General features: G+C 71.7%; 19 protein-coding genes and 1 pseudogene. 16 read left to right on the top strand and 4 right to left on the bottom strand.

All coding sequences use genetic code 11. The features are described 5' to 3' along the window. Window positions 1-13 precede the first annotated feature (13 nt). Together ACZ5ID_RS08490 and ACZ5ID_RS08485 are read right to left on the bottom strand one after the other, a co-directional pair. On the bottom strand, window positions 14-2,470 hold the full coding sequence (locus ACZ5ID_RS08490) for an MFS transporter (protein ID WP_468894700.1): 2,457 nt from the start codon (window positions 2,468-2,470) through the stop codon (window positions 14-16). A gap of 250 nt (window positions 2,471-2,720) precedes the next feature. Continuing rightward, on the bottom strand, window positions 2,721-3,164 hold the full coding sequence (locus ACZ5ID_RS08485) for an SRPBCC family protein (RefSeq protein WP_406551684.1): 444 nt from the start codon (window positions 3,162-3,164) through the stop codon (window positions 2,721-2,723). A gap of 165 nt (window positions 3,165-3,329) precedes the next feature. Between ACZ5ID_RS08485 and ACZ5ID_RS08480 the strand changes: the two genes are divergently transcribed. From ACZ5ID_RS08480 to ACZ5ID_RS08470, 3 genes and pseudogenes are all read left to right on the top strand, one after another. Beyond that, window positions 3,330-4,376, top strand: coding sequence for an Rv2578c family radical SAM protein (locus tag ACZ5ID_RS08480; RefSeq protein ID WP_468894697.1), 1,047 nt, complete (start codon window positions 3,330-3,332; stop codon window positions 4,374-4,376). Window positions 4,377-4,432: 56 nt separating this feature from the next. Then, on the top strand, window positions 4,433-4,834 hold the full coding sequence (locus tag ACZ5ID_RS08475; protein WP_468894695.1) for a RidA family protein: 402 nt from the start codon (window positions 4,433-4,435) through the stop codon (window positions 4,832-4,834). 126 nt (window positions 4,835-4,960) lie between these two features. Next, window positions 4,961-5,143, top strand: a pseudogene (locus tag ACZ5ID_RS08470) (N-acetyltransferase); the annotation flags it as partial. Window positions 5,144-5,158: 15 nt separating this feature from the next. Here the strand turns inward: ACZ5ID_RS08470 and ACZ5ID_RS08465 are convergent. Continuing rightward, entirely contained in the window at window positions 5,159-5,734 is a 576-nt protein-coding gene (locus ACZ5ID_RS08465; protein ID WP_468894693.1) for an adenylosuccinate lyase, read from the bottom strand. A 395-nt stretch (window positions 5,735-6,129) separates the two neighbouring features. On the opposite strand from ACZ5ID_RS08465, the gene ACZ5ID_RS08460 reads away from it, so the two are divergent. The 9 genes from ACZ5ID_RS08460 (at window position 6,130) to pssA (ending at window position 16,946) form a co-directional block, all read left to right on the top strand. Beyond that, the gene (locus tag ACZ5ID_RS08460; RefSeq protein WP_468894691.1) at window positions 6,130-7,914 is read left to right on the top strand and encodes a 3-hydroxyacyl-CoA dehydrogenase family protein; all 1,785 of its coding nucleotides are present in this window, start codon (window positions 6,130-6,132) and stop codon (window positions 7,912-7,914) included. 115 nt (window positions 7,915-8,029) lie between these two features. Beyond that, complete coding sequence (locus tag ACZ5ID_RS08455; RefSeq protein WP_468894689.1) at window positions 8,030-8,848, top strand: TetR family transcriptional regulator; 819 nt, start codon at window positions 8,030-8,032, stop codon at window positions 8,846-8,848. Window positions 8,849-9,220: 372 nt separating this feature from the next. Continuing rightward, window positions 9,221-10,558, top strand: coding sequence for a crotonyl-CoA carboxylase/reductase (gene ccrA, locus ACZ5ID_RS08450; protein ID WP_468894687.1), 1,338 nt, complete (start codon window positions 9,221-9,223; stop codon window positions 10,556-10,558). A 14-nt stretch (window positions 10,559-10,572) separates the two neighbouring features. After that, window positions 10,573-12,585 (top strand): protein meaA, encoded by a 2,013-nt coding sequence (locus ACZ5ID_RS08445; RefSeq protein WP_468894685.1) that lies wholly within the window; start codon window positions 10,573-10,575, stop codon window positions 12,583-12,585. Further along, window positions 12,582-13,541, top strand: a complete 960-nt coding sequence (locus tag ACZ5ID_RS08440; RefSeq protein WP_344081573.1) for an HpcH/HpaI aldolase/citrate lyase family protein — start codon at window positions 12,582-12,584, stop codon at window positions 13,539-13,541. Before ACZ5ID_RS08445 ends, ACZ5ID_RS08440 begins: the two co-directional genes overlap by 4 nt. 4 nt (window positions 13,542-13,545) lie before the next feature. Then, window positions 13,546-14,058, top strand: a complete 513-nt coding sequence (locus ACZ5ID_RS08435) for a MaoC family dehydratase (RefSeq protein WP_468894683.1) — start codon at window positions 13,546-13,548, stop codon at window positions 14,056-14,058. Window positions 14,059-14,060: 2 nt separating this feature from the next. Then, the gene (locus ACZ5ID_RS08430; protein ID WP_188272373.1) at window positions 14,061-15,266 is read left to right on the top strand and encodes an acyl-CoA dehydrogenase family protein; all 1,206 of its coding nucleotides are present in this window, start codon (window positions 14,061-14,063) and stop codon (window positions 15,264-15,266) included. Window positions 15,267-15,451: 185 nt separating this feature from the next. Continuing rightward, window positions 15,452-16,108, top strand: a complete 657-nt coding sequence (locus ACZ5ID_RS08425) for a phosphatidylserine decarboxylase (RefSeq protein ID WP_344081582.1) — start codon at window positions 15,452-15,454, stop codon at window positions 16,106-16,108. Further along, window positions 16,095-16,946: a CDP-diacylglycerol--serine O-phosphatidyltransferase gene (gene pssA / locus ACZ5ID_RS08420; RefSeq protein WP_358833650.1), complete on the top strand. Its 852-nt coding sequence runs from the start codon at window positions 16,095-16,097 to the stop codon at window positions 16,944-16,946. The genes ACZ5ID_RS08425 and pssA overlap by 14 nt, the downstream gene beginning before the upstream one ends. Before the next feature lie 240 nt (window positions 16,947-17,186). Here pssA and ACZ5ID_RS08415 read toward each other — a convergent pair whose 3' ends face one another. After that, window positions 17,187-18,341 carry a glycerate kinase gene (locus ACZ5ID_RS08415; RefSeq protein ID WP_468894681.1) on the bottom strand — a complete coding sequence of 385 codons (1,155 nt, stop codon included), beginning with the start codon at window positions 18,339-18,341 and terminating at the stop codon, window positions 17,187-17,189. A 160-nt stretch (window positions 18,342-18,501) separates the two neighbouring features. Between ACZ5ID_RS08415 and ACZ5ID_RS08410 the strand changes: the two genes are divergently transcribed. The 4 genes from ACZ5ID_RS08410 (at window position 18,502) to ACZ5ID_RS08395 (ending at window position 22,436) form a co-directional block, all read left to right on the top strand. Then, complete coding sequence (locus ACZ5ID_RS08410; RefSeq protein WP_468894679.1) at window positions 18,502-18,756, top strand: hypothetical protein; 255 nt, start codon at window positions 18,502-18,504, stop codon at window positions 18,754-18,756. 66 nt (window positions 18,757-18,822) lie between these two features. Further along, the gene (locus tag ACZ5ID_RS08405; RefSeq protein WP_468894677.1) at window positions 18,823-19,227 is read left to right on the top strand and encodes a CU044_2847 family protein; all 405 of its coding nucleotides are present in this window, start codon (window positions 18,823-18,825) and stop codon (window positions 19,225-19,227) included. A 3-nt stretch (window positions 19,228-19,230) separates the two neighbouring features. Then, complete coding sequence (locus ACZ5ID_RS08400) at window positions 19,231-21,486, top strand: VMAP-C domain-containing protein (RefSeq protein WP_468894675.1); 2,256 nt, start codon at window positions 19,231-19,233, stop codon at window positions 21,484-21,486. After that, entirely contained in the window at window positions 21,483-22,436 is a 954-nt protein-coding gene (locus tag ACZ5ID_RS08395; RefSeq protein WP_468894673.1) for an AAA family ATPase, read from the top strand. The genes ACZ5ID_RS08400 and ACZ5ID_RS08395 overlap by 4 nt, the downstream gene beginning before the upstream one ends. Window position 22,437: the final 1 nt, after the last annotated feature.

Here is a 22,437-nt window from a genome sequence, read left to right as displayed (position 1 = left end):
GGTTGACGAAAAGTCAGTCCTCGTGGCCCAGTTGGAGGTCGCGCTCGGTGCGACCGCCACCCGCGACCTGGAGGACCGTGGCCACCGGCGGATACCCGGCGGCGATCACCGTGTACTCGCCGGAGGAGAGGTCGACGAAACGGAAGGCGCCGTCGAGGCCCGTGGTGATGGTGTCCACCACGTTCCCGGCCGCGTCCAGCAGCGTCACGCGCGCGTCCTCGACCGGCCGTCCGCCGCTCGCCCTGACCGTGCCGCGCAGCACGGCGCCGCCCGCGAGTTCGATGTCCTGCCGCGTCTCGCGCGAGGCCTGGACGCTGACGGGGAGGGCCGCGGGCCGGAATGCGGGGGCACCGGCGGCCAGGGTGTACTCGCCGGCCACCAACTCGCCGATCACATAGGCCCCTTCGGCCCCGCTGCGGGTGGTGGCGACGACCTCGCCGCGTACGTCGGTGAGGGTCACTGCGGCGTCCCGTACCGGGGTGCCGTCGGCGGTGACCACCGACCCGGCCAGCCGTCCGGCGCCGCCGAGGACCACGTCGAGTTCGACCGGGCGCTCGCCGACGGTCACCGAGACGGCCTGCGGCTGGTGTCCGGTGGCCGCGGCGATCAGGACGTAGCTGCCGGGGCCCGGCACGCTCAGCGCGTACCGCCCGTCCTCACCGCTGCCGCCGCGCCCGACCTGCTGTCCGCGCACGTCGACGAGGGTGAGCGCGGCACGCGGCACGGTGGTGCCGTCGCTGTGCTGAACCGTTCCGCTGACCGGGACGCCGCTGTGGGCGGGGGCGTGGGGCGTACGTGCCTGGGGCACGGGGGTCGCTTCGGCGGCGGGGGCGTTCTGGGACACCAGCGGTTTCTCCTTGAGGAAGAAGGCGAGCAGGAGGCCGAGCACGAGCACCGGCACCAGGTAGAGGAAGATCCGCGGCATGGCCTCGGCGTAGGCGCGGATGTAGCCGTCGCGCAGGGCGGGCGGCATGCCGCGCACCAGCTGCGGGGTGATCGACTTCGGGTCGGGCAGCCGGGCGCCGGCGGGGAGCCGCTCGGTGAGGGAGTGGGCGAGGCGGTTGGTGAACAGGGTGCCGAAGACGGCGGCCCCCACGCTGCCGCCGATCTGCCGGAAGTAGTTGTTGGCGCTGGTGGCGGTGCCGAGGTCGGCGGGGTCGGCGGCGTTCTGCACGGCGAGGACGAGGACCGGCATCACCAGGCCGATGCCGATGCCGAGGACCGCCATCCAGAGGCTGTAGTCCAGCCGGGGCGTGTCCCTCTCCAGCCGGGAGAGCAGCCACATGCCCACCGCGGCGAGCGCGCTGCCGAGGACCGGGTAGATCTTGTAGCGGCCGGTGCGGCTGATGAGCTGGCCGGAGACGATCGAGGCGGCGACGATGCCGCCCATCATGGGCAGGACCAGGAGCCCGGAGCCGGTGGCGCTGGCGCCGTCGACCATCTGCAGGAAGGTCGGCAGATAGCTGGCCGCGCCGAAGAGCGCGACGCCGATGACCGCGCCGACCAGTCCGCAGACGGCGAAGACCGGGTCGCGGAAGAGCCGCAGCGGGATGAGCGGTTCGCGCGCGCAGCTCTCGACCACGACGAAGAGCAGGGCCGTGCCGAGGGCTCCCGCGGCGAGCCCCAGGATGACGCGCGAGCCCCAGGCGTACTGCGTTCCGCCCCAACTGGTCAGCAGCACCACGCATGTCGAGGCGGCGATGAGCAGGAGCGCGCCGAGGACGTCCAGGCGCGGGCGGGCGGCGGGCTGGGGCAGTTGGAGGACGACGGCGATGACGGCGAGGGTGAGGAGGCCGAAGGGGACGTTGACGTAGAAGCACCAGCGCCAGGAGGCGTGGTCGGTGAGGAAGCCGCCGAGCAGGGGTCCGGCCACCGAGGCGAGGCCGTAGACGGCGCCGATCAGGCCCATGAACCGGCCGCGTCGGCGGGGCGGCACGATGTCGGCGATGATCGCCTGCACGCCGATCATGAGACCGCCGCCGCCCACGCCCTGGACGGCGCGGAAGGCGATGAGCTGGTCCATGGTCCGTGACCAGCCGGAGAGTGCCGAGCCGATCACGAAGACGACGATGGCGAACTGGAAGACGGGTTTGCGGCCGAAGAGGTCGCCCAGCTTCCCGTAGACGGGCAGCCCGACGGTGGAGGCCAGCAGATAGGCCGTGACCGCCCAGGAGACCTTGTCGAGGCCGTGCAGATCACCGACGATCCTCGGCAGCGCGGTCGCCACGATCATCTGGTCGAGGGCCGCGAGCAGCATGGTGAGCATCAGCCCGACGAAGACCAGCCGCACCCGGCGCGGGCTGAGCGCCACGGCGGCCCCCGAGGGGGCGGCGGGGGGCGCCGGGACGAACGGGTCTTCCGTCACCGCGTCGGAGAACTCCGGAGCGGGCTCCCGCACGGCCCACCGTGCCCGCCGTTCCCCCGAAGGCCCGTCCTGCGCCGGGTCCTTCACCAGAGTGATCCCACCCACGTCTGCTCCCCTCGTCGCGCCTGATTCGCCTGCGCGGCGTACATACTGCGCATCCGGCGCTAATAGGGAGCAAGCGAAAGCGAAGCGGCGCGCGGGCGCACAACTCGCCCTGAAGGGGGGCGTGTCCACCGCCCCATCAGCGTGTTTCACACGGTCCGGCGCGCGCGGGCGCACCACCGGGTCGCCGCGAAAACCACTCGAACCGGTGACCGCGACCGGGAGCGCTCAGCGGCGGCCCGTGGGCCGGGACCTACTTCTCGACTTCGGCGGCGAGCTTGCCGAGCACGGTGTCGTGGATGCGGTTGAGGCCCTTGGGGGCGAAGGTCTTCTCGAAGAAGCCGCCGATGCCGCCCGCGCCGTTCCACACGGTGCTGACGACGACCTTGGAGCGGCCCTCGCCGGCCGGGGTGACGGTCCAGGTGGTGACCATGGAGGAGTTGCGGTCCTTCTCCACGAGCTGCCCCTCGGTCGGCTCGGAGACCTCCAGCAGGCAGTCGCGCACACGCTTGCTGGTGGCCTGGAGCTTCCAGTGGACGAGGGTGCCCTCGCCGTCGCCGCCCTCGCGCACCTGGTACTCGCTGAAGTGCTCGGACAGGAGCTTCGGACGGCTGTCCTTGTAGTCGGCCACGGTGTCGAACACCGTCTCCGGGCTCGCCGCGATGATCCGCTCCGTGGTGGCCTCGACCTGCGCCATGGCTCTTCCTCCAGCATTCGTGACATCCGGGGGGTGCGCCCGGATTCGGGGTGGGCAAAGCCAATCACCTCGGGGTCGGGCCCCCAAAATCGGGGTTGCTGCGATCATGGGAACAGATGTTCTATTCTGGGGTCAGTGCTACGGACGAGGCCCGAGGAGGCGTGTATGCGCTGGGACAATCTGGCCGAAAACGATCCGGCGCCACCCGGAGCGGGCCGCGCGACCGCGCTGTTCGACGCGGACGCGGTGGTCACCCGTACCTTCGACACCCCCGAGTTCCGGGGGGTCACCTTCCACGAGGTCCGCGCGCGCTCGATCGTCAACCGGGTGCCCGGGGTCTCCCGGATGCCGTTCGAGTGGACCGTCAACCCCTACCGGGGCTGCACCCACGCGTGCGTGTACTGCTTCGCCCGCAAGACGCACAGCTACCTCGACCTCGACACCGGGCTCGGCTTCGACTCGCAGATCGTGGTCAAGGTCAACGCCCCCGAGCTGCTGCGCCGCCACCTCTCCTCCGGCAGGTGGCAGGGCGAACACATCGCCATGGGCACCAACGTCGACTGCTACCAGCGCGCCGAGGGCCGCTACCGGCTGATGCCGGGGATCATCGAGGCGCTGCGCGACCACGCCAACCCGTTCTCCATCCTCACCAAGGGCACGCTGATCCTGCGCGACCTGGAGCTGCTCCAGCAGGCCTCGGAGGTGACGCGGGTGGGCATCTCCGTCTCCGTGGGGTTCATGGACCACGACCTGTGGCGCACGGTGGAGCCGGGCACACCCGCTCCCGAGCGCCGTCTCGACGTGGTACGGACGCTGACCGAGGCGGGCATCGGCTGCGGGGTCCTGATGGCCCCGGTCATCCCCTTCCTGGGCGACCACCCCGACCAGCTGCGGGCCACCGTCCGCGCCATCGCCGCCTCCGGCGCCACTTCGGTGACCCCGCTGGTGCTGCACCTGCGGCCGGGGGCGCGCGAGTGGTACATGGCGTGGCTCGCCGAGCACCACCCCCATCTGGTGCGGCGCTACGAGCGGCTGTACGCGGAGGGGGCGTACGCCCCGAAGTGGTACCAGCGCCGGATCACCCGGCACGTACACGAGCTGGCCACCGAATTCGGCATCGGCCCGGCGCACCGGGGCGCGGCCCGGCGCATTCCGCGGCGCGTGGAGCCGGATGCGGAGCCGGCCGGTCCGACGCAACTCACCCTGCTCTGACCGGAATCCGCCGACCCCGTTGACCGGTTGTCAGGGGTTGGGTTCAGGATGGGCGCATGACTTCACTCACGCACATCGCCACCCCGGACGGACTGGCCCCGGGCGTCAACTACAGCCATGTGGTGTGGGGCACCGGCCGGTTCATCGCGATATCCGGCCAGTGCGCCTTGGACGAGAAGGGGGACGTGGTCGGCGAGGGCGACCCGGCGGCGCAGGCGCGCCAGGTCTTCGAGAACCTGCGCCGTTGCCTCCAGGCGGCGGGGGCGACCTTCGACGACGTGGTGAAGCTGACCGTCTTCGTCACCGACATCGCGTACCTCCCCGCGATCCGCGAGGCGCGGGAGGGCCACCTCGACAGCGGCCGGCTCCCGGCGACCTCGGCGGTCCAGGTCGTGTCGCTCTTCCGTCCCGAACTGCTGATGGAGATCGAGGCGTTCGCGGTGGTCGCCGACCGTTGACCGCCGCACCGCGCGTCCGGGTCGGAGACGTCTGCGGCACCCGGCCCGGGTAGGCCGTGCGCCAATCGGGGGCGCGGCCCGTCGTCGCCGCCTCGCACCGGCACCTACCGGCCGCTGCTCACCGCGCGCGCCGCCGCCGGTGGGCGTCCGCGGCTGCTGCTGTGGGTCCTCAAGGCCAACGGCCGGGCCCGGCGGTTCTACGAGCGTGCCGGTTTCGCCCCGGACGGCGCCGAGGAGGACTTCCTCGCGGACGGGGTCGCCGTGCCGGAGGTGCGGTACGCGATGGGGCTGGCGGGGTCCGGTACGTGAGGGTCCCCGGGCGCGTCAGCCGATGCGCCTGAGCGCCACGGCCGCGGCCGAGGCGAGACGGGGGCGGGCGAGCGCCGTCTCCAGGACCTCCACCGCCCGCTTGTCGCCCAGCTCCCCCAGCCCCTCCACACAGGCGAGCGCCACCCGCCAGTAAGGGGTGTCGGGCGAGAGCAGCGGTCGCAGGGTGGTGATCAGCGCCGGTACGGCCTCGGGGGCGCGCAGCGCGGTGAGCAGCCGCACGGGGTGCAGGGCGTACGCGGTGCGCAGCCGGTTGGTGGCGAGGGCGGCGGCGGCCCGGGCCGTGCGCGGGTCCCCGAGCCGGGCCAGGGCGTGCGCCGCGGAGACGCAGCGCGCGGGGTCGCGGTGGTTGAGCAGCAGCACCAGCGACTCGAAGGCGCGCCGGTCGCCCGCGCAGCCGAGCCGGAAGGCCGCGATCTCCCGGGCCCACAGCGGCCTTTCGCGTTCGGTGAGCACGGCCGCGAGCTCGTCGTGGTCCCGGGTCGAGAGCAGCCGCTCGTACGCGGGCACCGCGTCCGACGCCCCGGCCTCGTCCCGCAGCCGGTCCGCCAGGGACCGAAGCTCCTCGTCCATGCCGGGAAGCGTAGTGGGCCTCCGCCCGACCGGAAGGGGTCCGGCGGCGGGCACCGGGGTGTCCGGCCGTGTGCGCCGGGGCGAGCCAGATCACATCGAGTCGCCACCCCCGCCCTATGGCGCGCTCGTTACTCACCGGTTAACCTCATGTGAGCGGGCACCCCCCGCAGACTCCGGTGGCCTGGTGACGCAGCCACCGGCAGTGTTCGTCGGTTCGGCAGTTTTCACGGCGTGGCCCCGGGACCGGGTCCGCCGGCCCCCAGCACCACCACGACACCTCTCCGCACGCCGTGCGCCCTTGCCGCGCACCCGCGTCCTCGTCGACGCCGTCGCGACAGCCGGATGCCGGTCGCGTGCGCCCTCTCCTCAGTCGTCACTCACCCTGGAGTCCCGTGATGGACACCCCCCTGAACACCGTCGCCGTGGTCGGTCTCGGCACCATGGGCACCGGCATCGCCGAGGTGCTGGCCCGCGCGGGCCGCGAGGTCATCGGTATCGACATCAGCGAGCAGGCCGCCCGCCGGGCCGTGGCCTCCCTGGAGGCGTCCACCGCCCGGGCCGTCGCCCGCGAGCGCATCACCGAGGAGGAGCGGCGCGACATCCTCGCCCGGTTCCGCACCTTCAGCGACCTCCAGGCGGCGGCCGACGCCGACCTGGTCATCGAGGTCGTGCCGGAGACGTACGAGCTCAAGCAGCAGGTGTTCGCCGCGCTCGACACCGTCGTCGCGCCCACCGCGATCCTGGCGACGGGCACCAACGCGCTGTCCGTCACCCGGCTCGCCGCCGAGTCCGCGCACCCCGAGCGCGTCCTCGGGCTGCACTTCTTCAACCCGGCGCCCGCGATGAAGCTGGTCGAGGTGGTCTCCTCGGTCCTGACCGCACCCACGGCCGTGGAGGCGGTCACCCGGCTCGCGCTCGACCTCGGCAAGGAGCCGGTCGCGGTCGGTGACCGCCCCGGTTTCGTCGCGGACGGGCTGCTCTTCGGCTACCTCAACCAGGCCGCCGCAATGTACGAGTCGAAGTACGCCTCCCGCGAGGACATCGACGCCGCGATGAAGCTGGGCTGCGGGCTGCCGATGGGCCCGCTCGAACTGCTCGACCTGATCGGCATCGACACCGCCCGCACGGTCCTGGAGGCGATGTACAGCGACTCGCACGACCGGCTGCACGCCCCCGCGCCCATCCTCGGGCAGCTCACCGAGGCGGGCCTGACCGGCCGCAAGGCGGGCCGCGGCTTCTACACGTACGAGGCCCCGGGCAGCGCGACGGTGGTGGCGGACGCGCAGACGCCGGCCACGATCGCGGCGGGCGCGGGCGGCGGCCGGGAGATCCGCTCGGTCGGTGTGGCCGGGTCCGGGACCATGGCCTCCGGCATCGCGGAGGTCTTCGCCAAGGCCGGGTACGACGTGGTGCTCGCCGCGCGTGGCCTGGAGAAGGCCGAGACCGCCAAGTCCCGTATCGCCAAGTCGCTCTCGCGCTCGGTCGACAAGGGCCGGATGACGGCCGTGGCCCGCGACGAGACGCTCTCCCGCATCACCCCGGCGGGCGCTCTGGAGGCCTTCGCCGACGTGGACCTGGCGGTGGAGGCGGTCGCCGAGGACCTGGCGGTCAAGCAGCAGCTGTTCGCGTCCCTGGACAAGATCTGCAAGCCGGGCGCGGTGCTCGCCACCACCACCTCCTCGCTGCCGGTCGTCGCCTGCGCCCGCGCCACCACGCGCCCGCAGGACGTCATCGGGATGCACTTCTTCAACCCGGCGCCCGCGATGAAGCTGGTCGAGGTGGTGCGTACGGTCCTGACCTCGGACGAGGTGCACGCCACCGTCCGCGAGGTCACCGCGAAGATCCGCAAGCACCCGGTGGACTGCGGGGACCGGGCCGGGTTCATCGTGAACGCGCTGCTCTTCCCGTACCTCAACAACGCGATCAAGATGGTCCAGGAGCACTACGCCTCGCTGGACGACATCGACGCGGCGATGCGGCTCGGCGGCGGGTACCCGATGGGCCCGTTCGAACTCCTCGACGTGGTCGGCCTCGATGTGTCCCTGGCCATCGAGAAGGTGCTGCACGCCGAGTTCCGCGACCCGGGCCTGGCCCCCGCCCCGCTCCTGGAGCACCTGGTCGCGGCCGGCTGCCTGGGCCGCAAGACGGGCCGTGGATTCCGCGAGTATGCCCGGCGCTGAGCCGTGGGGCTCCCCCGCCCGCCGGCCGGGGGAGCGCTGGGGCGGGCTGCTCGATCCGTCGGGCGGTCCGCCCCCGCGAGCGCGGCTTCCTGCACATATGCAGTACGTTCGGTCCATGCCCCAGCCCGCTGCCTCATCGAAACGGCCGACCCGACCGTCCGCCGCGCCCGACGCCCCGGAGAGTGCCGCCGGCAGCCGCGCCGCCGCCCAGCGGCTCAAAATGCGCCGTGAGCTGGCGGCGGCGGCGATGGAGCTCTTCTCGGCCAAGGGGTACGAGGCCACCACGGTCGACGAGATCGCGGCCCGCGCCGGGGTCGCCCGCCGCACCTTCTTCCGCCACTTCCGTTCCAAGGAAGAGGCGATCTTCCCCGACCACGACGACACGCTGGTGCGGGCCGAGGCGGTGCTCAACGCCGCTCCCCCGCACGAGCATCCGCTGGACACGGTGTGCCGGGGGATCAAGGAGGTCATGAAGATGTACGCCTCCTCCCCCTCGGTCTCGGTGGCCCGTTACAAGCTGACCCGCGAGGTGCCCACCCTGCGGGAGGCCGAGATCGCCTCGGTGGCCCGCTACGAGCGGCTCTTCACGCGCTATCTGCTCGGCCACTTCGACGAGCACGACCACCAGGCCGGCAACGACGACCCGCTGCTCGCGGAGGTGGCGGCCTCCGCGGTGGTCACCGCGCACAACCATGTGCTGCGGCGCTGGCTGCGGGCCGGCGGCCAGGGCGATGTGGAGGCCCAGCTCGACCACGCCTTCGCGATCGTCCGGGACACCTTCGGCTCCGGGATCGGCGCGGGGCGCACCGCCAGGCCGAAGGCCGCGGCGGCCTCGGTCTCCACCAGCGACGAGGTGCTGGTCGCGGTGGCGCGGACGGACGCGCCGCTGGACGAGATCATGCAGTCGATCAAGAAGGCGCTGCGGCAGCGCTGACCTGTCCGAAAAGTGAAGGCCTGCCCCTGTTCCGGGGCGGGCCTTCGCGTTTTCCCGGTGCCTGTTCGATCGATCATCGCTCATCGGTGCAGGTCATTACGCAATTGAGAGAAATTGTTGGCACGCAGTGTCTTGCCGACTGGCACGGGGTGCCATACGTTGATGTTGTCCGGGCGGCCGGCGTGCAGAGACCTCTCGTACGCCGGCTGTCCCCGCAAGCTTCTCCAGCGAGCGCGCCCGGACGCCTGCGTCACAGGCACCCTCCCGCGCCCACCAGGCGCCGCCGATCCCGTAGTACCGCCGAACCGACGGCACACCTCCACAGCAGCAGTCCCCTCAGCGTTCCCAACGCGCTTCGCCGGAGGCAACACCGTGAAGGAAATCCTGGACGCGATTCAGTCGCAGGAAAGCACCGCCGCTGACATCGCGGCTCTGCCCATCCCCGAGTCGTACCGCGCGATCACCGTGCACAAGGACGAGGCGGAGATGTTCGCCGGGCTCGCCACCCGGGACAAGGACCCGCGCAAGTCGATCCACCTCGACGAGGTGCCGGTCCCCGAACTGGGCCCCGGCGAGGCCCTGGTGGCCGTCATGGCCTCCTCGGTCAACTACAACTCGGTGTGGACCTCGATCTTCGAGCCGGTGTCGACGTTCAGCTTCCTGGAGCGCTACGGCAGGCTCAGCGAGCTGACCAAGCGCCACGACCTGCCGTACCACGTCATCGGCTCGGACCTGGCGGGCGTCGTCCTGCGCACCGGCCCCGGCGTCAACGCCTGGCAGCCCGGTGACGAGGTCGTGGCGCACTGCCTCTCCGTCGAGCTGGAGTCCAGCGACGGCCACAACGACACGATGCTCGACCCCGAGCAGCGCATCTGGGGCTTCGAGACCAACTTCGGCGGCCTCGCCGAGATCGCCCTGGTCAAGTCCAACCAGCTGATGCCGAAGCCCGGCCACCTGAGCTGGGAGGAGGCCGCGGCACCGGGCCTGGTGAACTCCACCGCCTACCGCCAGCTCGTCTCCCGCAACGGCGCCGGCATGAAGCAGGGCGACAACGTCCTGATCTGGGGCGCCAGCGGCGGCCTCGGCTCCTACGCCACGCAGTTCGCCCTCGCGGGCGGCGCCAACCCCATCTGTGTCGTCTCCAGCCCGGAGAAGGCGGAGATCTGCCGGTCCATGGGCGCCGAGGCGGTCATCGACCGCAACGCCGAGGGGTACAAGTTCTGGAAGGACGAGCGCACCCAGGACCCCAAGGAGTGGAAGCGCTTCGGCAAGCGCATCCGCGAGTTCACCGGCGGCGAGGACATCGACATCGTCTTCGAGCACCCCGGCCGCGAGACCTTCGGCGCGAGCGTCTACGTGACGCGCAAGGGCGGCACCATCACCACCTGCGCCTCGACCTCGGGCTACATGCACGAGTACGACAACCGCTACCTGTGGATGTCGCTGAAGCGCATCATCGGCTCGCACTTCGCCAACTACCGCGAGGCGTGGGAGGCCAACCGCCTCATCGCCAAGGGCAAGATCCACCCCACCCTCTCCAAGGTCTACAGCCTGGAGGAGACCGGTCAGGCCGCCTACGACGTCCACCGCAACCTCCACCAGGGCAAGGTCGGCGTCCTCGCCCTCGCCCCGCGTGAGGGCCTGGGCGTGCGCGACCACGAACTCCGCGCCAAGCACCTCGACGCCATCAACCGCTTCCGCAACATCTGAGTACGGAGCGACACATGACTGAGCGTCACAAGGACCGGCCCTGGCTCATGCGGACGTACGCCGGTCACTCGACCGCCGAGGCGTCCAACGAGCTCTACCGGCGCAACCTCGCCAAGGGTCAGACCGGTCTGTCGGTCGCCTTCGACCTGCCCACGCAGACCGGCTACGACCCGGACCACATCCTCGCGCGCGGCGAGGTGGGCCGGGTCGGGGTCCCGGTGTCCCATCTCGGTGACATGCGGCGGCTGTTCCAGGACATCCCCCTGGAGCAGATGAACACCTCGATGACCATCAACGCCACGGCCATGTGGCTGCTGGCGATGTACCAGGTGGTCGCCGAGGAGCAGGGCGCCGACATCACCCGGTTGCAGGGCACGACGCAGAACGACATCGTGAAGGAGTACCTGTCGCGCGGGACGCACGTCTTCCCGCCCGGTCCGTCGCTGCGGCTGACCACCGACATGATCACCTACACGGTCAACCACATCCCCAAGTGGAACCCGATCAACATCTGCAGCTACCACCTCCAGGAGGCGGGGGCCACCCCGGTCCAGGAGATCAGCTACGCGATGTCGACCGCGATCGCCGTGCTGGACGCGGTCTTCGCCTCCGGGCAGGTCCCGGAGGACCGCAGGGGCGATGTGGTGGCCCGGATCTCGTTCTTCGTGAACGCGGGCGTCCGGTTCATCGAGGAGATGTGCAAGATGCGCGCGTTCGGCCGCATCTGGGACAAGGTCACACGGGAGCGGTACGGCATCGAGGACGCCAGGCAGCGCCGCTTCCGCTACGGCGTCCAGGTCAACTCCCTCGGGCTGACCGAGGCCCAGCCGGAGAACAACGTCCAGCGGATCGTCCTGGAGATGCTGGCCGTGACGCTGTCCAAGGACGCCCGGGCGCGGGCCGTCCAGCTCCCCGCCTGGAACGAGGCGCTCGGTCTGCCGCGCCCCTGGGACCAGCAGTGGTCGCTGCGTATCCAGCAGGTCCTCGCCCACGAGAGCGACCTGCTGGAGTACGAGGACATCTTCGCCGGGTCGCACGTCGTCGAGGCCAAGGTCGACTCGCTGGTCGAGGAGTGCCTGGCCGAGATCGAGCGCATCGAGCGGATGGGCGGCGCGATGGCAGCCGTCGAGTCCGGCTACCTCAAGTCGCAGCTGGTCTCCTCGCACGCCGAGCGCCGGGCCCGGATCGAGGGCGGCGAAGAGAAGATCATCGGCGTCAACTGCTACGAGTCGACCGAGCCCAGCCCGCTCACCGCCGACCTGGACACCGCGATCATGACGGTGGACCCGGCGAACGAGGCGCGGGTGGTCGCGGGGCTCCACGAGTGGCGCGACAACCGGGACGAGGCCCGGGCCTCGGAGGCGCTGGCGGCGCTGAAGAAGGCCGCCGCCGGGTCGGAGAACATGATGACCGCGACCCTGGAGTGCGTCCGCGCGGGCGTCACCACGGGCGAGTGGTCCTGGGCGCTGCGGGACGTCTTCGGCGAGTTCCGGGCGCCGACCGGTGTCTCGTCCGCGCCCGTCGCGGTCACCGCCGAGGCGGGCACACCGCTGGCGCTGGTCCGCGAGAAGGTGACCCGTACGGCCGATGAGCTCGGCTCGGGCCGGCTGCGCCTGCTGGTGGGCAAGCCGGGCCTGGACGGTCACTCCAACGGCGCCGAGCAGATCGCCGTACGCGCGCGTGACGCCGGTTTCGAGGTGGTCTACCAGGGGATCCGGCTCACCCCCGAGCAGATCGTCGACGCCGCCCTGGCGGAGGATGTGCACTGCGTGGGCCTGTCGATCCTCTCCGGCTCGCACTCCGAGCTGGTCCCGGACGTGCTGACCCGGCTGCGCGAGGCCGGCGCGCCCGACATCCCGGTGATCGTCGGTGGGATCATCCCGCCGGCGGACGCCGAGGAGCTGTGCAAGGCGGGTGTGGCCGCCGTGTTCACCCCGAAGGACTTCGGTATCACGGAGATCATCGGCCGTATCGTCGACGAGATCCGGAAAGCGAACAAGCTCGACCCTCTGGAGGTCCCCGCATGACCGTCAACCGTCTCCGCCCGCGCCGTTCGTGCCTCGCCGTCCCCGGCTCGAACCCGCGCTTCCTGGAGAAGGCGCAGGGCCTCCCCGCCGACCAGGTCTTCCTGGACCTGGAGGACGCCTGCGCGCCGCTCGCCAAGCCGGAGGCCCGGCACACCATCGTGAAGTTCCTGAACGAGGGTGACTGGACCGGCAAGACCCGGGTGGTCCGGGTCAACGACTGGACGACCGAGTGGACGTACCGCGACGTCGTCACCGTCGTCGAGGGCGCGGGGCACAACCTCGACTGCATCATGCTGCCGAAGGTCCAGGACGCCCAGCAGATCGTGGCGCTCGACCTGCTGCTCACCCAGATCGAGAAGACGATGGGCTTCGAGGTCGGCAAGATCGGCATCGAGGCGCAGATCGAGAACGCCCAGGGCCTCAACAACGTCAACGCCATCGCCCAGGCCTCCCAGCGGGTCGAGACGATCATCTTCGGCCCGGCCGACTTCATGGCCTCCATCAACATGAAGTCGCTGGTCGTGGGCGAGCAGCCGCCCGGGTACCCGGCGGACGCGTACCACTTCATCCTGATGAAGATCCTGATGGCGGCGCGGGCCAACAACCTCCAGGCGATCGACGGCCCCTACCTCCAGATCAAGAACATCGACGGCTACAAGGCGGTCGCCCAGCGCGCCGCCGCCCTCGGCTTCGACGGCAAGTGGGTGCTGCACCCCGGCCAGGTCGAGGCGGCCAACGAGGTCTTCTCGCCCTCCCAGGAGGACTACGACCACGCCGAGCTCATCCTCGACGCGTACGAGTACTTCACCTCCGAGGCCGGCGGCAAGAAGGGCTCGGCGATGCTCGGCGACGAGATGATCGACGAGGCCAGCCGCAAGATGGCGCTGGTCATCTCGGGCAAGGGCCGGGCGGCCGGTATGCAGCGCACGTCGAAGTTCGAGATCCCGGAGGCGTAACACCATGCAGTTCGGCCGCACCTACGAAGAGTTCACCGTCGGGGACGTGTACAAGCACTGGCCCGGCAAGACGGTGACCGAGTACGACGACCATCTGTTCTGTCTGCTCACCATGAACCACCACCCGCTCCACATGGACGCCAACTACGCCGAGAACACCACCGACTTCGGCAAGAACGTGGTGGTGGGCAACTACATCTACTCGCTGCTGCTCGGTATGAGCGTCCCGGACGTGTCCGGGAAGGCCATCGCCAACCTGGAGATCGAGTCGCTGCGGCACGTGGCGCCGACCTTCCACGGCGACACGATCTACGGCGAGACGACGGTCCTGGACAAGACGCCCTCGAAGTCGAAGAACGACCGGGGCATCGTCTACGTCGAGACCAAGGGCTACAAGCAGGACGGCACCCTGGTGTGCGTGTTCCGCCGCAAGGTGATGGTCCCCACCGAGACGTACATCAAGGAGCGCGGCGGCGAGCAGCCCGGCCGCCCCCAGCTCAAGCAGCAGGAGAAGTAGCCATGGCCCGTCTCGCGCAGACCGCCGGTCTGACCGACGTCCAGCAGGAAATCCTGGCCACCGTCCGGGACTTCGTCGACAAGGAGATCATCCCGGTCGCGACCCAGCTGGAGCACAAGGACGAGTACCCGACGCAGATCGTCGAGGGGCTCAAGGAGCTCGGCCTGTTCGGGCTGATGATCCCCGAGGAGTACGGCGGCCTGGGCGAGTCGCTCCTGACGTACGCCCTGTGCGTCGAGGAGATAGCGCGCGGCTGGATGTCGGTCTCCGGCATCATCAACACGCACTTCATCGTGGCGTACATGCTCAAGCAGCACGGCACCCAGGAGCAGAAGGACACCTTCCTGCCCCGGATGGCGCTCGGCGAGGTGCGCGGCGCGTTCTCGATGTCCGAGCCCGCGCTCGGCTCGGATGTGTCGGCGATCACGTCCAAGGGCGTCAGGGACGGCGACGAGTACGTCCTGAACGGCCAGAAGATGTGGCTCACGAACGGCGGAACGTCGTCGCTGGTGGCCGTTCTGTGCCGGAGTGACGAAGGACACCCCGAGGGGACCGCGCCCCACAAGTCGATGACGACCTTCCTGGTGGAGAAGGAGCCGGGCTTCGGCGAGGTCCGTCCGGGGCTCACCATCCCCGGCAAGATCGACAAGATGGGTTACAAGGGCGTCGACACGACCGAACTCATCATGGACGGACTGCGCATTCCGGCCAATCGGGTCCTGGGCGGGGTCACCGGCCGAGGGTTTTACCAAATGATGGACGGCGTCGAGGTCGGCCGCGTCAACGTCGCGGCGCGTGGCTGTGGCGTCGCTCAGCGTGCATTCGAGCTGGGTGTCTCGTATGCCCAGCAACGTCATACTTTCGGCAAGGCGATCGCCCAGCACCAGGCGATTCAGTTCAAGCTGGCCGAGATGGCTACCAAGGTGGAGGCCGCTCATGCCATGATGGTCAACGCAGCACGCAAAAAGGACTCCGGGGAACGAAACGACCTGGAAGCAGGGATGGCGAAGTACCTCGCCTCCGAATACTGCAAGGAGGTCGTGGAGGACGCCTTCCGTATCCACGGTGGCTACGGCTTCTCGAAGGAGTACGAGATCGAGCGCCTGTACCGCGAGGCGCCGATGCTGCTCATCGGTGAAGGTACCGCCGAGATCCAAAAAATGATCATTGGACGTCGGCTTCTCGAAGAGTACCGATTCCAGGGTTGATTGTCGCTTTTAGGTCGGTTCGGCCGCGAAGAAGATCACACCCTGTAGGCACTGCCCGAGGGCTTCCGGCCGACCGACTCGGCTTCTGGCTTTCCCAGTTGCGGCTCGCAACCGATAGCATCGCTGGTAAACCAGCCGCCGTCCCCCACTTGCCAGCGCGGCATCATCCGCTACGAAGGTCATCCATGCCCCACAGCCAAACCTCTGCATCTCGCGACGGTTTCCTCCAGGGACGTCTTGCTCGCGGAGCATCGCCGTGGCTTCTGCCGACCGTCGCCACCGCAGCCCTCAGCCTCGCCCGCGCGCGCCGCTCCGGCGCCGCCAAGGCAGTGGCCGTACCCGCCACCGCGCTCGCGGCGGGCATGCTGTGGTTCTTCCGCGACCCCGAGCGCGAGATCGCCTCCGGGCGGGTCATCTCCCCCGCCGACGGTGTGGTGCAGAGCATCATGCCGTGGAAGGACGGACGCACCCGCGTCGCGATCTTCATGAGCCCGCTGAACGTCCACGTCAACCGCGCGCCCCTGGCGGGCACGGTGACCTCCGTCGAGCACGTGCCCGGCGGGTTCGTTCCGGCGTTCAACAAGGAGAGCGAGAACAACGAGCGCGTTGTCTGGCACTTCGACACCGAGCTCGGTGACATCGAGATGGTGCAGATCGCGGGTGCTGTGGCGCGGCGGATCGTCCCGTACATCCCCCAGGGCACGAAGGTGGAGCAGGGCGAGCGCATCGGTCTCATCCGGTTCGGCTCCCGCGTCGACATCTACCTTCCGGAGGGGGTCGAGGTCGCGGTCGAGGTCGGCCAGAAGACCACTGCGGGGGTGACTCGAATTGACCGTGATTGATCCTGACACCCAGACCGACTGGGTGCCGGGCACGGACGCCGGCGACGACGCGGAGGAGATGCCCCTCTCCCTGCGGCTGTCGATAGCGGACACCCTCACGCTCGGCAACGCGACCTGCGGGTTCATGGCGGTGTACTTCACCACCACCGGAATCCTCATCCCGCACCTGTCGGGCAGCGCCGAGACCGGCATGGCGCGGCACTCCGCCGCGACCGCCGTGATCCTGATGCTGCTCGCGGCGATCTTCGACCTCTGCGACGGCCTGGTCGCGCGGAAGCTGCGGAGCTCGCCGATGGGCGCCGAGCTGGACAACCTCTCGGACCTGATCAGCTTCGGGCTCGCCCCGGCGTACTTCGTCCTGGTGTACGGCATGGTCGCCGACGACGCCCATCAGCGCGTCGCGGCCGTGGCGGCGATCACCGTGCTGCTCGCGGTGGTGCTCAGACTCGCGCGGTTCTCGTGCGTGACGATGAAGGACGGCATGTTCCAGGGCATGCCGAGCCCCTTCGGCGCGCTGACGGTCGTCTCGATCGTGCTCCTGGAGCTGCCGTTCGTGCCGACGCTGCTCGCCGTCATAGGGGTGGCGTGGCTGATGGTCAGCCGGGTGGAGTACCCGAAGCCGCGGGGAATCCTCGCGGTGGCCATGCTCAGCTGGATCGTGGGGGCGATGGGGCTGCTGGCGGCGTGGGCGTTCGACGCGCCGGGCGGTCAGCTGCTGCTCCAGACGGGCTGCGTGCTGCAGGTCGTGCTGGGCGCGGTGATTCCCCTGTTCGCCACGGCCCGCCGGGTGAACACGATTCGCGACAACCGCCGTGAGGCACGGGCGGCACAGCCGTAGCGCCTGGCGGCGCGGTGCGAGGGCCCTGGACCGTTTCGGTCCGGGGCCCTTTGTTGTGCCCTTGTGCCCGGTCCTCGTCCGCGGGCCGGTGGTGGGCTGGTCGCGCCGTTCCCCGCGCCCCTACAGGGCGCCCCTGGGCGCTTTCAGGACGCGGGGAACGGCGCGGGCGACCGACCACCGGCCCGCGGACAAACAAGGGTTTCCGGGGGCACGGGAGGCGCCGGGTTGCCCGGGAACGGGTCAGGTCAGGAAGTCCCTGGCCAGGCGCTCCGCACTGCGTTCCAGCAGCGGCCCCGCCTCCGCCATGCACCGCGCCGGATCCGGCTCCAGATCGGAGAGGGCGTACGCGCGGCGGATACCGGCCCTGCCCAGGGCCTCCGGGAGCAGGGCCAGGCGCCCGCAGACCGCGACGACCTCGACGCCCGCCGCCCGGGCCGCCGACGCCACTCCGGCCGGCGCCTTGCCGTGCAGGGTCTGCTCGTCCAGCGAACCCTCACCCGTGATCACCAGCGTGGCCCGGGCGAGGGCCGGGGCGAAGCCCAGGACGTCGAGCATGACCTCGATGCCCGGCCGGAACGTGGCCCCCAGGGCCACCAGCGCGCCGTAGCCGACGCCGCCCGCGGCCCCCGCGCCCGGGGCGAGCGCCGCCTCGGCCGCGCGGGCGCCCAGGGAGGCTTCCAGGACCTCGGCGAAGTGGCCCAGCGCCGCGTCCAGGGTCGCCACGTCCCCGGGCGTGGCACCCTTCTGCGGGCCGTACACCGCGGGCGCCCCCTTGGGCCCGGTCAGCGGGTTGTCCACATCGCTGGCCAGGACGAGCTCGACCGAGGCGAACCGGGGGTCGAGGCCCGAGAGGTCCGCCGTGGCCAGGGTCGCCAGCGGGCCGCCGCCCGGCGCCACGGGCTCCCCCGCCGCGTCCAGGAAACGGGCGCCGAGCGCCGCGAGCATGCCCGCCCCGCCGTCCGTGGTGGCACTGCCGCCCACCCCGAACACGATGGTGCGCGCCCCCGCGTCCAGCGCGGCCAGCAGCAGCTCGCCCGAGCCGTACGTGCTGGCGGTCAGCGGGGCGAAGACGCCCTCGGGGAGGTGCTGGAGGCCGGACGCCTCCGCCATCTCCACCACGGCCACCCCGTCCCGTACCGCGAAAGCCGCGGTGACCGGGGTGCCGAGCGGGCCGGTGACCCGGGCCTCGCGGCGGGCGAACCCGGCCGCGACCGCCGCCGCGACCGTGCCGTCGCCGCCGTCCGCGACCGGCAGGGTCTCCACCACCAGCTCGGGGACGACCCGCCGCAGCCCGGCCGTCACCCGCTCCGCGACCTGTACGGCCGTGAGCGAGCCCTTGAACTTGTCCGCCGCCACCAGCACGCGCGCGGTCTCCAAAACTGCTCCGTCCGTCACCTTGCATCCCTTGCTATCGAACAGGCAGTCGCGCCGCTGACGACCCTATCCGCCGGGCGCACCCCTGCCCATAGGCGTCATGCACGGCGGGACGGCGTGTCACCCGACAAAACCTCCATATCGCGGCAGGGGCCGGCCGGGCGCCCCTGCCCTGGCACCCGTGACGACCGTTGACTGCGCCACGTACATCGCCGGGTTCCCCCGCGTCCTCGCCGGTGCCGCCCTCCTCCTGCGCGACGGGCGCGGGCACGTCCTGCTCGTCGAGCCGAACCACCGGGACGGCTGGGCGCTGCCCGGCGGCACGATCGAGTCGGACCGGGGCGAGACCCCCGCCAGGCGGGTGCTCGCCGCGCTCGACGTGCTGGCGGCCGGGACGGGGACGGCGGAGCTGGAGAACGGCCGGCGGGTGGGCTGACGGCCGCCCGCCGCCGGTTCCGTCAACTCTGCTGCCCCGCGGGTCCGTTGGCCGCACAATGTCCCCGTGCCGCATGACGACTACGTGGAACTCATCCTCGACGACGGCGCCCGCGTCAGAGTCGGGCTCTCACCCGTCGGCGTACCCCGGACGGCCCCGGACGACGATCTGCCCGGCGGAGTCGGCGGGGGAACGCCCGCCGGGCGCGGCGAGCGGGTCGCGGCGCTCGCGACGGACACCCTCGCGGCCGTGCTGAGACCGCTGGGGCCCGTTCTTCAGCAGGTGCACGACGCCGTACGGGGCATCGCGGATCCGCCCGACTCGCTCGCGGTCGCCTTCGGGCTCCAGATCGGGCACGACCTCAAGCTCGGGATCGTCGGTGCCAATGGGCAGGCGAGCATGACCGTCTCGGCCACCTGGAACCTGCGCCCCGACGCGCCGGGCCCCGGCACGGACCCCGGCGGCAACTGAGCCGTGGGCTGGTTCAAGGCGCCCGACCCGGAGCCGTCGGCCGACGCGCGCGAAGCGCTGGTGCGGGTGCTCTCGGCCGACCGGGGGCGCACGGCGGGCGCGGGTGTCTACCTCGCCGGGCGCAGACTGCTGACCTGCGCCCACGTCGTCAACGCCGCCCTCGGCCTGCGGATGCTGAGCCCGCGCGACCCGGGCGCGGTCACCCTCGACGTCTCCTTCCCCGCGCTGGCCGCGGGCGCGGCGGGGGCCCGGCAGGCGCGACTGGTGGCCTGGGTGCCGCCGCGCGCCGCGCACCACCGGGGCCCGGTGGCCGACGGCTCCCCGGAGTGGGGCGGCGACCTGGCCGTACTGGAACTGGACGAGGAACCGCCGTCCCCGGTGAGCCCGGTGCGCTGGCAGGACATGCGGGCCGGACAGCTGGTGCGGGCCTGGTACGGCGGTGGCCAGCCGTTCTCGTACGCGGACGTCCAGGTCGGCTCGTGCGACGGGCGGATCGGCTATCTCGACGGGCGGCTCTCGGGCGCGGCCGTCGACGACGGGTACAGCGGCGGGCCCCTGTGGTCGCCCGCCGACGGCGCGGCCGTCGGCCTGGTGATGGGCCGTATCACCCCGCCGGAAGGGGAGTTCGACGCCCAGCACACCCTGCGCCGCAGCTGGGGCCTGACCTGGCAGTCGGTCCGGCAGGAGCTGGCGCGGGTGGGAGCGGCGCCGGACCCGGTGCTCGGGGCGCGCGAGGGCGCGGCTGCGGCGGGCGACGACTCGGTGCGGGACATGATGGTCGGCCCGCTGCACGCCCTGCTGGGCGATCCGACCGTACGGGCGGCGCATGCCACCGCGCTCGGCGCGGCCCTCGGGCTGCGCACCCGGACGGACGGGACGGCGCCGTCGGTGGAGGAGCTCGCGGTGGTGCTGTGCACGGTCGAACGCGCGCTGCCCACCCTGGCCGAGTCGCTCGCGCCATCCCTGGAGGGGGCGCGGGACCGCGCCGGGCTTGACCGGCTGCTCGCGCTCGGCCGGCTCACCGACGCCGCCGGACTGCTCTCCGTCGCCGAACACCGGGCGCTGCTGGTGAAGTGGGACCATCTCACCCGCCGGGACCCGGGGCTGCTGCCCCGGGCCGCGACGGCGGCGCTGCCCTATGTGGACCTGCCCCGTTCGCTGACGGCCGCGCGGCTCGCCCCCGAGGACGTGCCCGGCGCGGTCCGCGAGCTGGAGGAGTGGCCCGGCGACGGCTCGCCGGTGCCGCACGAGACACCCCGGCTGCCCGCCCTGCTGCGCGTGGTGGAGTACGCCGCCGCGGAGACCGGCGGTATGACCTGCCAGGCGCTCCAGGAGTGGAGCGGCCGGGTCGCGGCCCGGCTCGGCATCCATCCCTCGGCGCTGGGCGAGCGCCGGGCGGACGCGGCACGCTGGTCGGCCCGGTCGGCCGGTACCGGGGTGCGCGTCCTGGTGGAGCTCGCCCGCCACCCCCAGGACCCGGCCGGCCACTACCGGTGCGCGGTGTGGCGGATGCGGGCCGACGGCACGGCCGCCCGTACCACCGCCGGAACCGACCGCCCGCGCACCGGGCGGGAGATCGCCCGGCTGGTGCGCGAGGTGGCCGGGGGCGCGGAGGGCGCCGGGCAGAACGTGGCGCTGGTCGCGGTGTCCGTCGCCCCGGACGCGCTGCACCTGCCGGTGGACGAGTGGGACGGGGCCGGCGCCGACGAATTCTTCCCGGCGCGGCTGGGCGAGGACTTCCACCTGGTGCTGCGCTGCCCGCAGATCAGACGCCGCTCGCGCACCGGCGCGGGCGACCTGAAGCGCCGCTGGGGCGCCCGCCACCAGAGCGAGCCGCTCGTCGCGGACCACCGGATCTCCGACGAGATGGAGCTCATCCGGCTGCTCAAGACAACCCACTACGACGCCGCGCGCGTCCTCCTGCACGGGCCCCCGGCCGGCCGGACGCGGCTGCTGCACTTCTGTCTGGCCATGGGCGTCCCGATCGTCCTGTGGGACCGCGCGGCCGTCGAACCCGCCGACGCGGCCCGCCTCGACGGGGCCGCGCCGTACGGACCCGTCGACGAACTCCCCGAAAGAGTCCGGCACTTCGGGGTCCGCGCCTACACGGACCCCGAGGTGCCCGCGCGGCCGGCCCTGGTGTGGGAGGACGCCGAGCTGCCGCTCCCCGACGAGCTGCAGCTCGCCGACCCCGCGCAGGAACCGGGCGTACCGGAAGCCATCGGCCGCCCCTCGGAAGGAACGGATCAGGCGACATGACGGAGAACGACGGGTGGCGGCTCTTCCGCGGCGACCGCACACCCCGTGAGGTGGACTTCCCCGAGGCGCCGCCGTGGCGCCAGTTCGCGGGCGGCGCGCCCGGCACCCGGGTGCGCCGCCGCCCGTATCTGATCGGCCGCACCGAGGCCGACGTGGTTAGCGCGGCGCTGCATCTGCGCCGCCCGCTCCTGGTCACCGGCCACCCCGGCACCGGCAAGTCCTCACTGGCGCACGCCGTCGCGCACGAGCTGTCACTCGGCCCCGTGCTCCAGTGGCCCGTCAACAGCCGGTCCGTGCTCAAGGACGCGCTGTACGGCTACGACGCCATCGGGCGGCTGCGCGAGACCCATCTGCGCCAGGAGCACGGCGCGCCCGAGCCGGACATCGGCACCTTCGTCCGGCTGGGCCCGCTGGGCACCGCGCTCGTTCCGGGTCGGCGGCCCCGGGTCCTGCTGGTGGACGAGCTCGACAAGGGTGACGTGGACCTTCCCAACGACCTGCTGACGGTGTTCGAGGAGGGCGAGTTCGAGATCCCCGAGCTGTCGCGGCTGCCGGAGGCGCAGTCCGAGGTGCCGGTGCTCACCCACGACCCCGACGGCGGCCGGGTGACGGTCATCCGGGGGGTGGTGCGCTGCCGCGAGTTCCCGGTGGTGGTGATCACCAGCAACGGCGAACGGGACTTCCCGCCCGCGTTCCTGCGGCGCTGTGTCCGCCTGGACCTGCCGGACCCGGACGAGGAGCGGCTGCGGGACATCGTGGCCGCGCACCTGGGCGACGGGGCGCTCGACGGCGTGGACGACCTGCTGCACGCCTTCCTCAACCGCCGGGCGCCGGGCGAGCTCGCCACCGACCAGTTGCTCAACGCGGTGTTCCTGCGCAAGGGCGGGGTGAACCTGAACGCCGAGGGTCTGCTGGACGCGGTGCTCCACCGGCTGGGCGGATCGGTCTAGC

The sequence above is a fragment of the Streptomyces sp. NPDC031670 genome (genome assembly GCF_055580545.1).
Note: the sequence above shows the minus strand (reverse complement) of the source record. Positions and strands in the feature narration are given on the sequence as shown.